A 15,453-nucleotide genomic window follows, 5' to 3' on the forward strand; every position below is an offset into this window, starting at 1 on the left:
CAGATCTTTGTAAGCGACTTAGCCAGAGACACGGTGAAACACATTGAATCCATAGAACGTAGCCATGCTCCGCGGTGGTCGCCGTGTGGTGAAAGACTCATTTACTTTATCAGGCTGGGCGATGGCCGCGGGCTCTACTCATACTATTGGAACACGAATTCCAGCTATCTCACTGTGCCATATGCAACCTACGGTAGTTGGATGCTTAACTGCGATAGTATCGCGATCATTGACTATTCTGACGGCGACTCTAGCGATCTTTCAATCTACTCTCTACGCGCAGAGTCGCGTTCACGCCTACCAAAGATCGATAGGCATAAGCGAGGAATTGCCGTAAGTCCGAACGGCAAGTCGATACTCATCGCGCGTGACGGATACGGCGCTTATACGAACGTTTGGAGAACTGATCTAGATTCGCTTGACAACGCGCAGCTTACAACCGAAGGAGGCAATAATCCTGACTGGTCGCCTGATGGTCAGTGGATAGTCTTTACCAAAGTAGATAAGGATAATGGCTACCTTTGGCTGATGCGACAGGACGGATCGGAGAAACACCAGATTACGTTTTGAGCTGTTAACTAATTGTTGACAACATCGTCAACGCTGACTTCATTCTAAAGTCATAAAGGCATCGTGCTCGGCGTCCGGGAGCAGATATTGGGGAGGATTCATCCATGAAGGAAATGATATTAGCCGTCATTGGCATAGCTGTATGCTTATTCTTTGTTCCTTCAAAGGTCGTCTATGGGCAAGCCAACAAAGTAGATCTGGAGATAAGACAAGTGTACGAGTACTATCTTGGACAATCTCTGGAGGATGCCATCGACAGTGTTTCCGCGAATAACAGAAGTCCTCAAAGTGCGGTCGGGGACACTGCCTTAGTTAGTCCGAATGCTCCCGAGGTTCATTCCAGTAGTTCACGTCCGAAATGCTACGCACCTTCACAGAGTCCAGCCATAAAGCCATTGCCTATTGTGAACGAACCCCAAGCTTTAAGTGTCGAGCAGCTAAAGAATCATTATAGTGTTTTTGCTCTCAGCACAGGAGAGAGAGGGCTGAGCGTAATGATCGGTTACATTGGGGATATCGCAGATTTGGCAACACTGGGAGTCACCATGACTAAACCACGGCGTGCAAAAGGCTCAGTTGCTGCAGCTTTTCCGCTGCGAATGCTCCCAGACATTGCCCGACATCCCAATATAGAGAGAATCTATTCCGGCGAACAACTGGAGTCAGAACTGAGTTTCACCTCCTTTACGACGTACGGCAGTTTCCATCACCCTTGGCTGCTGCAACCTGACGGATCGGAGAAACATCAGTTTACGTTTTGACCGTTGACGCCTCTGCAAAATGTGTGAATTAGATTGCATCGAATTGCCCTGTATCACTTCGCAACAAGTGATTTTCGTAACAATACCTCTCTTGTCATCTCGCCATAACTTACAATAGAACTTCAGGATAGACTCAGGCCGCCGAGAGCCGTCTGCGTAAGTTGCGCCCACCGGCAAAGGGCGTCTTCCGGCATGGACTTTGCATTAGACACTTCTCAGAACTCAACGAGGAGGAACCAAGATGGAGTGCTATTTCTACAGCCAGGTCCAGGACAAACGCGAAGATGGTCTTCATAGCGCAGTGCTGTCATTCTCGGTGCCGGATGCCGGAATCGTGTTCCGTACCCGCTTCGCCGGATCGCCGGCTGAATGTGAATATGCCGCCCTCTTGACGCTTCTTGAGTTCGTCGAATTGAATCCCCAGGTTTTCCGCGACCGCACGGTCGAAATCTACGGCGACAGTTTTACGGTCGTCAATCAGATCAACGAAAAGATGTACTGCACGAAGGATCTTCAGCCCTTCCGCAACATGGCGATTCTCTTCCGGAACAAGTTTTCCTACTCGCTGAACTGGATTCCGCAGCGCGAGAATCCGGCGCAATTGACTTTGAATGCGGACTGACATTGCTCATACCTCCCGAGGAAGAAGGCGGAACCGCTCGGTTTCGCCTTTTTCGTTTGTAGTCGAAAGTTTGTAGGGCAGGTCTCCTTACCGAAACTTCGTGATGATTGGAGCAGGTGTGTGGAGACCTGCCAGTTGCTTCCAGACTGTGGGGAGAGATTGGCAGGTCTCCAACGAGATGCCTCTATGGGAGATAGCTACCGATAAGGAGACCTGCCCTACGAACTTCTTCATTTTAGGGGATTGAAGAAGACACGCGCCGCTCTGAGTTCGTTCCATGCAGCGAATACAACCCCCTTGCCCCCTTTGCTAAGGGGGAATAACTAAATATTACGAACTGAGGAAGACGAGGACGTCTGCCGCCCACACAAGGGTTGTTCCCTCTCCCTTTGGGAGAGGGCAGGGTGAGGGCGGGCTCTTCCTTCGCCCGTCAAACTATTGACATCTCCGCCTAAAACTCCTAACATCAACACATGGCGAAATTCACGTTTGCGCAAGCGCTGGAAAAGGTAGAGTCGGGCAAGCTCGATTCGGCGTATCTGCTTCTGGGCGAGGACTATTATCAGCGCTTTCTGCTGACCGAGAAGATCACCAAAGCCAAACTCGGCAAGGAAGGCGCGCTCAATCGGCATTCGCTGATTGGCCGCAAGGCGACCGCGCAGATACTTGAGCAACTGCTTGCCGGTGTGCCGCTATTTGGCGGGAATACTGTCGTCATCATTTCGGACATAGATAAACTCCCGGAGAAATTTCACGAATTCCTGGTGCGATCGCTGAATACGCTTTCGCCATCGGTGCTGTTTATCGGCAGTGCCAACAAGCTTGATGGGCGCAAATCGTTCGCTAAGGAACTTGTCAAGGTTTGCAGTGTCGTTGAAACCAAGGAGATGTACGACAATCATCTTCCGCCGTACGTGCGCTCGCGTTTTGCTGCGCGAGGCATGGCTGTTGATGAGGACGCGGTCACCGAGTTCTGCCGTTTGGTCGGAAGCGACTGCGGCGACGTCGAGAATGAGGTCGAGAAAATCTCCATCGTCCACGCCGACAAGAAGCGCGTCGGTCTTGTTGATGTGCGAAGCTATCTATCGGATAGCCGCTTCTTCAGTCAGTTTCAGGTTGCGGATAGTGTAACCTCGCGCAATCCCAAGGCGACATTGTCCGCATTGCGGCAGTACCTCGAAAGCTCCGGCGCTGACGGCCGCGGCAAGTTGATTTGGGCACTTTACAGCCAATTTGAGCGATTATTGACGGTACAGGCATATACCGGGAAACTTAGCCGTGAGGACCTCGCCGGCAAGTTGCGTGTGCATCCGTTTTTCCTGCAAAAGATACAAGAGCAATCGGGCCAATTCAAACCGGCAGAGTTAGTTGCGGCGCTTCGAGCCGTATACGAAACAGAGCTTTCCGACCGCTTTTCGACGGAGTCCAAAGAGCAGATTTTCGAGCGGATGACATTGAAAATACTGCGTCCAACCGGGGAATAAGCTTTGTTCTTACTGGTAATAATGATGGTGGGGTCAGCCGATTCGTCCGACCTGGAGTTGGTCCAGCGGGCGAAGAAAGGCGACAAGCGCGCTTTCGGCGATTTGGTCAGGCGCCATCAACGCAAGGTTTATGCACTCTGTTTCCGGCTGGGCGGCTCGCACGATGCCGCCGACGATTTGACGCAGGAGGCTTTTATCAAAGCTTTTCAGGCTATCAGCACGTTCGACGAAGCATATCCGTTTATCGCGTGGATTATGCGGATCGCCTCGAACAACGCGCTGAACTACATCAAGCGTCAGAAGTTTCAAGTCTCCGGCGAAGAAGGCGAGCTTGTCATTGACGCCCAGACCTCATCGCATACCGAAGACAATCCGCACGCGAACTTGAGCCAGCAGGAGATTGATGCGCGTTATCAGCAAGCTCTGAATGCGCTGCCGCCTGATTTTCGCACCGTATTTGTTTTGCGGATGCACGAAGAGATAAGCTATGAAGAAATCGCCCAACGCCTCAAGATTAGCGTAGGAACAGTTATGTCGCGCCTGCACCGAGCAAGGCAACGCATGTTGCAGACATTGCAGCGGCTCAATAAGCTCGCAAAGAGCTCGCAGATCAGATTTCCCGATGAGGAGTACTTCGAGAGTCTTGCCAGCCGCATCGATGAAGGTGTCGCAAACCAACCCGCCGGACAGTCGCGGATAGTCGAGTTCTTTCTGGTAAGGCGCAAGTCTGTCGCGATCATCAGTTCGGCGGCGGCGGTGTTGCTGGTGGTGCTGATTGGCATGAACATGTTCGGTCCAACGGCGAAGAAGTATCCAAACGAATTGCCGGCATATAAAGCTGTGCCGCAAGAGATGATTATCCGGAATCAGCGAGTCGATACAGCCGCGGCAGGAACAACTGTGGACCTGATGACTGTACCTAACAAGGATCTGTCAGGAGATGTCAAATCGCAGGAAATCGTGGTGAGCGACGAACCGAAATTGGAGATTGCCTCGCCGGTGCCTGAAACTTCGTCAGTTTCGATGGTTCAGCCAGAAGGCGAAAGTGCGACGCCAGCGGACTCGCGCGATGCAATGAAGGTCCCGACGAGCGCGCTAATCAAACCAGGTCAGTTGAAGAAGAAAAACTTGAGCGATGAATCCTCTGGCGCTGTTCAGAATAGTCTTTCCGGACTCGAAGAGATGTCCAGCCAGATTGCGACGGTACCTTCGCTAGCAGCGGATACTATTATCATTTTCACTGAGACGATCTTCCCCGGTTTAGGTGAGTCGACTAACGATGCCTTGTCGAATTCAGCCGACATTGCGTCCAGGCCCGACCTATCGCGGTTCCACGATTCCGGCAACTTGTCTTGGAGCGTGTATCGGGACGTTTTCAACGAACTCGAACAAGGAATGTATCGAGGCATGAAATTGTCGGCGCTGACGCGTTCGCTTGATTCATTGCAAGCTTGGAAGGACTCGATCAAGGTACTTGGACCGGCGCGCTGGTATGCGGAGCAGGCGTTTCGTTCACTTCAGGCGAAAGAGATTACGTGGGATGAATATCAGCGGATGCGCGCTTACATCGACCACTATATGGCAGAAACGCAAATCCCGGACAGTGCCGTTTGGAATCGCCGTCTCCCGATTGTCGACGAAATCTATGAGCGACAACTCGGCAAGCAGTACCGGGAAAAGAAGTAATCTCATCAACAATACCCAAGACTGAAGGCGGCTAGATTGAATTCCTGCGAATCGCGATTGACTTTCGAGTTGAGCCGACTCACATTCTAGCATGACGTATTCCCGTAACCCGGCCGAAGTCGCAGTCACCTACATGAAGGGGGTCGGCCCCAAAAAGGCGGAGATACTCAGTCGCGTCGGGATCGAGACAATCGAAGACCTTCTGTACTATCTCCCGCGCCGATATCTCGACCGTTCAAATCTACAGTCGATCGCGACATTGCAATTTGGCACTGAAGTCACAGTCGTCGGGAAGATTGTCATGCAAGGGTTGTTGCGAGCCCGCAAGAAATTCTACGAAATCGTAATTCAGGACGACACGGGGCATCTGCCGCTGTTGTGGTTCAATGGAATCAAATACATCGAGAAGCGCTACAAGCGGGGAATGACGCTGTCGGTATCGGGCACGGTCAGCGATTTTCGCGGCGGGGCCCGGATCATTCATCCTGAAGTCGAAGTCATTTTCGAGGACGAAGAAGAGGCAAAGATTCATACGGGTCGAATCATTCCGATATATCCTTCGACCGAATTACTGAAATCGAACTGGCTCGACTCGCGCGGATTCCGTCGTATCATCAAGCCGGCGCTGGACCAGTATGGCGACTTCATCGAAGACCTCGTTCCTGCATCAGTGGTTGAAGACGCCAAATTGATGCCGTTGCCCGATGCCGTGAAGCAGATTCACTATCCCGACAATTTTGAGGTTCGCGCTCAGGCGCGTCACTCGCTGGCGTTTCGCGAACTGCTGCTGTTTCAACTGCTCGTGGCCGACCGTCGGCAACGCATTACGCATAAACACAAGGCGCACACCATTGCCAAGCCGGATCAAGGATTTCATGATTGGGTGCATGCACTGCCGTTTAAGCTGACGAAGTCTCAAGGCAAAGCAGTTGCTGAAATTTTGGAAGACCTCTACAAACCCGAACCGATGTTGAAATTGTTGCAGGGCGATGTCGGGTCAGGTAAGACAGTTGTCGCGACGATGGCGATGCTTCTGGTAGCACGCTCCGGTTATCAAGCGGCAATGATGGCTCCGACCGAATTGCTCGCGCAGCAGCATTTTCAGACAATCACCAAGTTGCTGGCTTCGACCGGCGAGGTTCCAGTCTTGCTGACCGGGACTACACCACCGCGCGAGCGCAAATTGATTCTGGGCGCATTGGAGGCTGGCAAAACAAAGATCATCGTCGGAACTCACGCTTTGTTTACAGATGATGTCACTTTCGCCAATTTGGCATTTGCCGTCGTCGATGAGCAACATCGTTTCGGCGTCTCCCAGCGCGAAGCCTTGCTTGCGAAAGGGAACTCACCCGACCTTTTGGTAATGACAGCGACGCCGATTCCTCGGACATTGGCGTTGACGGCATACGGCGATTTGGATCTGTCGATCATCGATGAAATGCCGGTAGGGCGCATTCCAGTAAAGACGGCGCTTCGCACCGATGCCGATCGGCCCAAAATCTACAAGTTCATTCGCGATGAAGTCAAATCCGGCAATCAGGTGTTCTTCATTTATCCACTGGTGGAAGAATCGCTCAAGGTACAGCTTAAAGCCGCAACGAAGGCGTATCAGGACCTCTCGGAAGTGATCTTTCCAGACCTGGCGATTGGACTTGTGCATGGACAAATGAAGAAGGAAGAACGCGAGCAGACGATGGCGCGCTTTGCGAAACGCGAACTGGGCATACTGGTTTCGACGACGGTGGTCGAGGTGGGCATCGACATTCCTGATGCGACTGTGATTGTGATCGAACACGCCGAGCGGTTTGGGCTGAGCCAACTCCATCAGTTGCGCGGGCGAGTTGGTCGCTCCAACAAGAAGTCGTATTGCATTCTGATTACCGAGATGGAAACGACCAGTGAGAGCTACCAACGGCTTCAGCGATTTGTCGATTGCAACGACGGATTCAAAATCGCGGAACTCGATTTGGAACTACGGGGGCCGGGTGAATTGCTTGGCACCAAACAGAGCGGAATGCCCGAATTCAAAGTGGCGAACATCGCGACTGACCTAAGTTTAATCTTGACGGCTCGCGAATTTGCTCATAGATTAATGACAAATACGCTGGCGATGTCCGATCAGGAGCGCCTCAAATTGAAAATGTATATTAAGCAACGGCGGGAAAGAGAACAATCTGGTGGCGTCTCATAGTGCAAAAAGTCTAAGAATCGAACTCGAACAGTTTCTGGCTGACACTCAGGTTTTTTCTACGAAACTCAGTCAGTTGATTGAGACGACGACCAATTACGACATGATTCGCCAACTCAAGAAGATCGACGCCGAACTGATGGATTTCCAGCATAATATTGTTATCGCAATCGATATGGAGGAGAAGTCGCATGGCTGAAATCTCCAAGGAAGCCCGCGAACAGGCGTTGTTTAGCGCGCTGTTGTTTAGCCTGCATTCGGCAGGGATGCAGCAGCTTGGCAAGATCATCAATCCGATGAGCGGCAAGATCGAACGCGATTTGGAACAAGCGCAGGCGACGATCGAAATGATGGAGTTAATCAAGAAGCGCACGATGGGCAATCTTGACGATTATGAGTCGAAGGTCCTGGGTCGCTTGCTCGCTGAATTGCAGATGAATTATGTCGATGAAGTTAATAGAGAACAAAAATCCGGAACACCGGACGAGTCTTCAGGTACAACATAACGGGTGGTAATAAAGCAGGATTATACCTGTCACTCTGATATTCTCAGGGCTCTACTCGGGAGATTTCTTCAGCATGTCAATATCTTCAGATAAATCAGGCACGGCCGGGTCCGTAGCCGAAAGCAGTTTTCGTATGGAGCGCGATTATCCGATAGCCAAACTGACGACTTTCGGAATCGGCGGTCCCGCGGACATGGTCGCTTTTTGCGAGACTGTCGAACAGGTTGTGGAGGCGGTCGAGTTTTGCAAGACGAACAAGATCGACTACTTCGTGATTGGCGGCGGCTCGAATATACTTGCATCAGATGCCGGTTTTCGCGGCATGATCATATTGCCAAAGATTGACTACTTCAAGATTGAAGGGGAATCGATTAACGTCGGCGCGGCATACTCCTTGGCCAGAATGGTCGAAGAGGCAGTCGAAGGCGGGTTGGCCGGATTGGAATCTCTGTCTGGAATTGCCGGCACTGTCGGCGGGGCGATTGTCGGAAATGCCGGCGCTTATGGGCAATCGATCTCAGATACCTTGATCGATGTCAGCATTTACAATCCAGACCGTGGTTTGTACACAGCGTTGAAAGATGAGATCGGTTTTCGATATCGTCATAGCGAACTCAAATGGACCAGGAACATCGTTTTGTCGGCTCGATTCAAATTGAAACATGAAGATGTCGAGCTTCTTCGCAACCGTGCAGCGGAAATCCTCGAACAACGCTGGTCGCGACACCCGCATCAGGATGTTTCGGCAGGGTGTTTCTTCAAGAACATAGAGGACAAAAGTGCTCCTCATGGCAAAATCGCTGCGGGATACCTGCTTGAGCAGATCGGCGGGAAGTCGGAAACGGTTGGAAATGCAGGAGTTTATCCAAGTCACGCCAATATCTTGATAAACAAAGGCGGCGCGACCGCGTCGGAAGTAAGAGCGCTTTCGCTAAAACTTAAGCAAAAAGTTAAAGAAGTTTATGGCGTAGAGCTTTCCGAAGAAGTAATCTTACTGGGAGACTTTAGCTAATGGAGGTTTCTATCGAAAAGATATGTAATGAATGAATTTATAACTGTGTAGAAAATTGAATCAATCTCTTCATATACTCATCCGTCTTCTCGCGGTAATAAGTTTCGGCATAACTGTTTGGAATGTCGAGTCATTTGCCGCTGTTGGCTTTGATATCGCCCTGCACTATCCGCCCAGCCGGATAGCCCAAATCACCCATTCAACACCGGACCATAACGGTTTAACCAATTCGCAAGAATCGCGCATCTATTTCGAATCGCCGTTGCTGAAGAAAACGCGAAGCTTCTACTATGATGAAGACAGCGGATTGCTGGTCTTTGATGAAGCGACCGGGCGATTCACGGGATACGCGGTGCCGCTTGCAGTTTCTGCTCAGGAAACTCAGCACCGCGAGTTTGAGCGCGAGTCAAAATTGCTGTTCCAGAAGGGTGTCGAAGAAGCGAAAAAGCGCCGTGCACAGGGAGTCAGCGGCGGATTGCTTGAATTTGAAATTCCGATCAAGACACCTAAGTTCGTCAAAGGTATCATTGGCGAGGGCGGCGCCGGACTCAAGGTCAACGGTTATCGCCGGATTTCGTTTGGCGGGCGCAGTCAATGGAATGATGGCGAGCAGGTAATTGCCGGGCAAAGCAAGTTCCCTTCGCTGCAGATGGAACAGATTTCCAGCTTCACAATCAACGGAACAATCGGTTCGAAGATTACTGTCGATGTCAATCAGGACTCGAAGCGGCAAGAGTCGCTGGCAAATCGAATTCAATTGCGTTACAAGGGCGATGAAGACGACATCATCAAGACGATCGAACTCGGTAACACCAACTTGTCGCTTCCATCAACGCGATTCTCAGGTTACTCGCAGCGAATCCAGGGCTTGTTTGGTGTCAAGACAACCGCTGAAATCGGTGGACTTCGCTTAACCGGTATTGCCTCGCAGGAAAAGTCATCCAATAAGTCAGCTTCATTCAAAGCCGGCGCTGAATCTTCGAGCCGTATCATCCGCGACTGGAATTACATTGATAATCAGTATTTCGACCTAACCCGTCGCGACTCGATATTTTCGTTTTCTGATCTGCTTCCAAGACGCAGGATTTGACAGCGGCGGGCCGACAGCATCACGAAACTGGAAGTCTACATTTTCTATCAAGCTGGACAGTCTACAAATCTGCCAACTAAAACAGCACGTTTGTATGTCGATCCATATAACCCTACCAAATACCCGGATGAGTCGACCGGCGGCACTTTTATTCTCTACGGGGCCGACAGATCGACATCGCAATCGAGTGAAGACTTCTACACGGTTCACAGGACATCGCACTACATCATTTTCGACCAACCTATATACGCCGGAAAATCGGTCGGTATCTATATGGAGTACGTTCGAAAATACGAAGATGGTTCAGCAGATACAATTTCAGTCGGTAATACCGACAGCGATTCACTTTATGTTCTCAAACTTCTGAGGACAGAAAATCCGCTGCCGTCATACGTCAGTTGGAACTATGTCTGGCGGAGTATCTATGACGTAGGTCGGGTCACTGATTTGGACGGATTCAATGTTGTGATTTATCGTGGCGATGCAACATCGTCGGCAGACAAACAGGAATCGGACCTGAATCACCTTAACGGTACTGAGTACAAGGTTTTGATGGGGCTGGATAATAATCGAGACGGCAGGGTGGATGCGTACAATACGAATATTTTCGACGCCTACCGAGGACACCTGTGGTTGCCGGGGAGACGACCGTTTGACAGTGACGTACTGACAGATCGGGTACCGTCTTTGTACGACAAGTCTTCTGCAACCGACCGACAGAATGAGTCCAAGTATTATCTCGAGATAACATCAGCGTCGCGGCAAAGCGAATTCCGGCTCGGCAATTTCGATATCGTTCCGGAGTCGGAGACGGTGACCCTCAATGGCCGAGTCTTGACGAAGGGTGTTGACTACAACATTCAGTATGAGTATGGCAGTATTACCTTCCTGAACGAGGAAGCGTTGAGCGCGTCGGCAGATGTTTCGATCGATTACGAGTTTTCGCCATTGATATCATCGCAGAAGAAGACACTGCTTGGCGCCCGGGCCGAGTACGAGTTTTCGCGCAATTTCAAGATCGGCGCGATGGCATTGTACAAATCGGAAAAGGAAACCGACCGCAAACCGAAACTTGGAGAAGAACAGGCAAAGTTCCTCAATCTTGATGTCGACGCTTCCTACAGTTTCGATACCTACGCCTTGACTAAGCTGATTAACGTGCTTCCGATTATTGATTCCAAGGTGCCGTCGCGAGTTGCACTTCAGGGTGAGATCGGGCAGTCGATGCCGAATCCAAACGTCAAGGGAGAGGCGTCAATCGACGATTTCGAAGGCTCCAAAGAACTCTATTCGCTCGGTGTGAATCGTACCGGCTGGAACCCGATATCGCCGCCGGCACAACTCGATACTCTGTCGCTCAAGCGCGCCAAACTGATTTGGTATAATCCGTATGACCAAGTGCCGATCACGGATATTTACGATCGCGATCTTAAGAGCGGCGAGAATCGTACCAATATTCTCGTTCTGCGATTTGCGCCGCAGGCCGACGAGGTAACGAATGAAAAGACCGGATCGTGGGCTGGAGTTATGCGTGCTTTATCCAAGGGCGCGTACGATCAATCAAAAACTCGATTTGTTGAACTGCGCATTCGCGGCCGCGTTGGTCGTCTGCATGTTGACGTTGGCGAGATCAGCGAAGACTTGAACGGTAACAAGGCACTCGACACCGAGGACAGCAAAACCAATCCAAACCAAATTGCGGAGATTGTCGAAGACATCGGTCTTGACCTGCTTTCGGATGAGCAGGAACTGGCGCTATGCGCAGCCGGTACGGCGCCGGATTGGTATGATTGCAGCCCTACCAGCACTGACCCGGCAGGCGACAATTGGGCATACGACAGCGATGACAAGAACAATTACGATCACATCAACGGCACCGAAAAGAGTCGCGATGATTTTGCGCGACTTAATCGGCCCGACACCGAAGACATCAATGCCGACGGTATCTTGCAGGAGCGTGAGAATTACTACACTTGGAACATCGATCTTGCCAATAATCCATTCCGTGTTATCGGTACGGAGCGCAATGATTGGTACACGATTCGCATTCCATTCCAGGACAGCACGCTGTATGAAATCGTCGGAAATCCGCTTCGCAGCAACGTCCGCGCTATGCGATTGTGGATCGACGGTGTGTCGGTTGATACGGCATATGTTGAAATTGCTGATATCGAGTTGACGCGCAACGCCTGGGAAGCTTTCCCGATTCTGCCAGCCGACAAGGTCCGTACCGAGGAAACGCGATTCTCCGTATCTGTAATCAATACTGAAGAAGATACAGTCTATAATCCCCCTCCCGGCGTTGAAGGATTCTACGACAAAACCACCGGCCTGCGCGAACGCGAACAGTCGCTGCGCTATGACTTTTTCAATTTTGCACCCGGCGACACCGGACTCGCGGAGAGAATTCCCTTCAAATCGCAGGACCTTAGCGGCTACGAAAAGCTTGAGATGTGGATTCACGGCGACTCATTGAGAGATAATTTCCAGTTTTTCTATCGCTTCGGTCCCGACGCCCGCAACTACTATGAGTATCGCACGACGCTGAACGTTGGCTGGGATCCCGACCACGCAGTCAACATTGTTTTCGACGAACTCACTCAAGTGAAATTGAAACTTCAGGAGTTGAAGGAGCAATACCCCGATACATTGGAATACAGCGAGGGCAAATTCCGAGTCTACGGGAATCCTTCGCTTACACGCGTCAAATATTATGCAATGGGCATTACCAATACGGACTCGCTCGAATTGCCAAGTCGGGTGAGCGGCAATATCTGGATTGACGAAATGCGCGCCACGCAGGTGAGACGCGACCAGGGATTGGCGGGAATGGTCTCCGGTGCCATAACGTTCGCAGATATCGCATCATTCACGGCAAACTATATGCGTCAAGATGAGTTCTTCCGAACACTGACGCAAGCCGACCGCCGCGATCTTGGTTCCGGCAGCAAGAGTACGAATTATGGATACACAGTCAGCTTCACGCTCGACAAGTTCCTGCCGCCGAACGACGGTGCATCGATACCATTCAGTTACAATTGGAGCCGTTCCGAGCTTTCGCCGCGACTGATAACCGGGTCCGATATTGTTGTGCCGACCGACCGTATTGATGAACAGCGCAGTGTGTCGACGAACTATGGATTTTCGATCAGCGAGCGCTGGAATAAACGCACCAGTAATCCGCTGTACACGGTTTTGCTCAACAAATTCCAATCGAGCTTTTCTTGGACAAAGTCCCAGTCGAAGACGCCAACTGTGCCGGTGAGCGATGCCGATCGCTACAATGCCAAAGGTCGTTACTCCGTCGTATCGCCAATCCGCAGCGGACTGAAGATATTTTCGTGGATGGGTGGAGTGCCGTTGGTACCGAAGCGGGTAACGGCAACGCAGTTCAATCCTATTCCGGCGCGGCTCAATTTGGACGGCGACGTCACGCGGTCGACGGAGTACCAGCTCAACAGTTTTGGTGTGTCGACCAGCCGCTATTCGCGGGTACTGCGCGGGTCATTTGATACCGGATTCAATCCTTTGACCGGCTGGGATTTGGGCTATCGTTTCACCACCGACCGCGATTTAAGCGATCCGAATCAGGTGAAGTTGTCGCTCAACCCCAAGAGCATTATGCTTGGCCGCGAACGCAGTTACACCGAGTCATTTACGGCCAATTACAGTCCGAACATAGTGCCGTTTATTACGGGAACGAAACTCGGATTCACCGGCTCGCACGGTGAGACCTTTAGCCAAATTGTTGTGGGCAGTACGGAGCCGGAGACGAGAAGAATCCAGAATTCACGCAGTCTCTCGGCAGGCGCGACTTTCAATTTGCAGAAGCTGATTGGTCAGAACACCAGGGGCGCCGCGAAAAGACCGACTGCGCCAAAAGTTCAGCCGCGCAATCCCAGTTTGGATTCGCTTCGACGCAATGTCCCGCCTGACTCACTACCACCGGCGGGAAAGAAGCAGGAAGCGAAGAAAGAACCGGGTACGCCGATTTACTCTTACGGGCTGAAGTTCGTTCACTTCTTTACAGACCAGATTGATCCAATGTCTGCGTCATTTAAGTTGGACGAGCGCGTGTCCCTTGATGGATTTACCGAACGCCCATCGCTGCTGTATCGACTTGGTCTCTCAAACGATTTGGAAGGTGTCGGGCGCGTTCCAGTGACGACAATCAATAGCCAGCAAGATCTGTACAGCAAGGGCAGGACCTATACGGCACGATCTGGTGTTCGACTGCCGTTGGGATTTTCTGTTGGCACAAACTGGGCTTACTCTATTCAAGAGGGCACCAACAAGCAAACGCGCGATGATTCTCGAACCTGGCCGGACCTAAGTTTGAAATTCGGAAAGCTCGATTGGCTGATGTTCCCGAAGCTGTTTACCAAATCGCTCTCGCTCGATTCGAAGTACTCGGAAAAGAGAAATTGGCAGTTCAATGTCAGTACCGGACAGAAGCGAAGCGACATTCACACAATCGACTATTCGCCTCTGATCTCGGCTGCATTCGACTGGAAGTTCGCGCAGGGTCTGAGGACCACTGTCAGCTACAGCAAGAGCGTATCTGATCGCCAACAGTTCCGTGATGGTGCAAATCAAGATGGCAGCGTCACGACTCGCACCAAGGATTACAGCAATGGTATTGTCATTAAGACGACCTATTCGTTCCGCGGTGGAAGCAATGTCTGGCTGCCGTTGTTTGGACGCGTAAAGATACAGTCGAATCTGACTCTTGATCTTGATATCTCGAATCGCACAACCAGGACCGAGAACCACGCGCCGGTGAAGAATGTCGAAACCAATGAGATAACGTTCAATATCTCAGAAACCTCGAATCGTTCCGAATTGACGATTCAACCGAGTGCGACCTATAATTTCTCCACCAATATTAAGGGAGGAATGCGGGCGCGCTGGACTGATTCCAAGGACATTAAGTCGGGCGGGCGCCATGTCCGCGAACTTGAAACTTGGGTGGAGATTAGATTCTAGTTTCTTGCCAATAGTGTAACCTTTGCCGTGGAGACAACTGCAGTTTCTATGGACAGCCTTAAGGAAGTCTTCTCATTTTCCCGTGCCGAAACGGTCGCGCTTTGCATCCTATTGACTATCTGTCTGATCGGCGGCGGAATTCTGATCTACGAACATTCGCGCCAGTCATTGCCTCCACAGATGATCTTTGAATCACTCTCGGCTGAACCGAGTTCATCCGACGAGGAACCGAACGAGATGCCTTCATCAAATTCCGCGATGGCGGCAAACGTGCCGCCGAAGCAGACTCCTTCCTTTCGTCAAAACAGGCTCCGAGTGAACATCAATACCGCACCCGCCGAAAGTCTGGCACTTCTTCCTTTCGTTGGCGCGACGTTAAGTGCGCGTATTGTCGATTACCGTGAAAAGCACGGCCAATACGACTCGGTCGGCCAATTGGTTGAGGTCTACGGCATCGGCCCCAAAAGCATAGAGAAAATCAGGCCCTACCTAATCTGCGAATAGCCCCTAAACAGGCTCCCCAACACAGGTCGATATTTCGGTTGAAA

Annotated in this window: 12 protein-coding genes; all 12 read left to right on the forward strand. The window is 51.2% G+C overall.

What is annotated here, in order from left to right:
• Nucleotides 1-33 precede the first annotated feature (33 nt).
• Nucleotides 34-570: a PD40 domain-containing protein gene (locus IPH59_02950; protein MBK7090672.1), complete on the forward strand. Its 537-nt coding sequence runs from the start codon at nucleotides 34-36 to the stop codon at nucleotides 568-570.
• A 104-nt stretch (nucleotides 571-674) separates the two neighbouring features.
• Entirely contained in the window at nucleotides 675-1,331 is a 657-nt protein-coding gene (locus IPH59_02955) for a hypothetical protein (protein ID MBK7090673.1), read from the forward strand.
• Nucleotides 1,332-1,572: 241 nt separating this feature from the next.
• Entirely contained in the window at nucleotides 1,573-1,953 is a 381-nt protein-coding gene (locus IPH59_02960; protein MBK7090674.1) for a hypothetical protein, read from the forward strand.
• Nucleotides 1,954-2,426: 473 nt separating this feature from the next.
• Nucleotides 2,427-3,437, forward strand: a complete 1,011-nt coding sequence (gene holA, locus IPH59_02965) for a DNA polymerase III subunit delta (protein MBK7090675.1) — start codon at nucleotides 2,427-2,429, stop codon at nucleotides 3,435-3,437.
• A gap of 3 nt (nucleotides 3,438-3,440) precedes the next feature.
• A complete protein-coding gene (locus tag IPH59_02970; GenBank protein MBK7090676.1) occupies nucleotides 3,441-5,123 on the forward strand; it encodes a sigma-70 family RNA polymerase sigma factor in 1,683 nt (560 codons plus the stop codon).
• 91 nt (nucleotides 5,124-5,214) lie between these two features.
• Complete coding sequence (recG, locus tag IPH59_02975; GenBank protein ID MBK7090677.1) at nucleotides 5,215-7,314, forward strand: ATP-dependent DNA helicase RecG; 2,100 nt, start codon at nucleotides 5,215-5,217, stop codon at nucleotides 7,312-7,314.
• A complete protein-coding gene (locus tag IPH59_02980; protein ID MBK7090678.1) occupies nucleotides 7,301-7,510 on the forward strand; it encodes a hypothetical protein in 210 nt (69 codons plus the stop codon). The genes recG and IPH59_02980 overlap by 14 nt, the downstream gene beginning before the upstream one ends.
• Nucleotides 7,503-7,817, forward strand: a complete 315-nt coding sequence (locus tag IPH59_02985) for a DUF1844 domain-containing protein (protein MBK7090679.1) — start codon at nucleotides 7,503-7,505, stop codon at nucleotides 7,815-7,817. The genes IPH59_02980 and IPH59_02985 overlap by 8 nt, the downstream gene beginning before the upstream one ends.
• Before the next feature lie 73 nt (nucleotides 7,818-7,890).
• The gene (gene murB / locus IPH59_02990) at nucleotides 7,891-8,829 is read left to right on the forward strand and encodes a UDP-N-acetylmuramate dehydrogenase (GenBank protein ID MBK7090680.1); all 939 of its coding nucleotides are present in this window, start codon (nucleotides 7,891-7,893) and stop codon (nucleotides 8,827-8,829) included.
• Nucleotides 8,830-8,884: 55 nt separating this feature from the next.
• A complete protein-coding gene (locus IPH59_02995; GenBank protein ID MBK7090681.1) occupies nucleotides 8,885-9,919 on the forward strand; it encodes a hypothetical protein in 1,035 nt (344 codons plus the stop codon).
• 90 nt (nucleotides 9,920-10,009) lie between these two features.
• A complete protein-coding gene (gene sprA / locus IPH59_03000) occupies nucleotides 10,010-14,905 on the forward strand; it encodes a cell surface protein SprA (GenBank protein ID MBK7090682.1) in 4,896 nt (1,631 codons plus the stop codon).
• Nucleotides 14,906-14,953: 48 nt separating this feature from the next.
• Nucleotides 14,954-15,409 (forward strand): helix-hairpin-helix domain-containing protein, encoded by a 456-nt coding sequence (locus tag IPH59_03005; GenBank protein ID MBK7090683.1) that lies wholly within the window; start codon nucleotides 14,954-14,956, stop codon nucleotides 15,407-15,409.
• Nucleotides 15,410-15,453: the final 44 nt, after the last annotated feature.

The organism is bacterium, assembly GCA_016708315.1.
GTDB lineage: Bacteria > Zixibacteria > MSB-5A5 > CAIYYT01 > CAIYYT01 > JADJGC01.

Excerpts from the sequence above, each read along its gene's own strand:
- IPH59_02985 (MBK7090679.1), top strand. The coding sequence starts at position 7,503 with ATGGCTGAAATCTCCAAGGAAGCCCGCGAACAGGCGTTGTTTAGCGCG.
- recG (MBK7090677.1), top strand. The coding sequence starts at position 5,215 with ATGACGTATTCCCGTAACCCGGCCGAAGTCGCAGTCACCTACATGAAG.
- IPH59_02955 (MBK7090673.1), top strand. The coding sequence starts at position 675 with ATGAAGGAAATGATATTAGCCGTCATTGGCATAGCTGTATGCTTATTC.
- murB (MBK7090680.1), top strand. The coding sequence starts at position 7,891 with ATGTCAATATCTTCAGATAAATCAGGCACGGCCGGGTCCGTAGCCGAA.
- IPH59_03005 (MBK7090683.1), top strand. The coding sequence starts at position 14,954 with ATGGACAGCCTTAAGGAAGTCTTCTCATTTTCCCGTGCCGAAACGGTC.
- holA (MBK7090675.1), top strand. The coding sequence starts at position 2,427 with ATGGCGAAATTCACGTTTGCGCAAGCGCTGGAAAAGGTAGAGTCGGGC.
- IPH59_02960 (MBK7090674.1), top strand. The coding sequence starts at position 1,573 with ATGGAGTGCTATTTCTACAGCCAGGTCCAGGACAAACGCGAAGATGGT.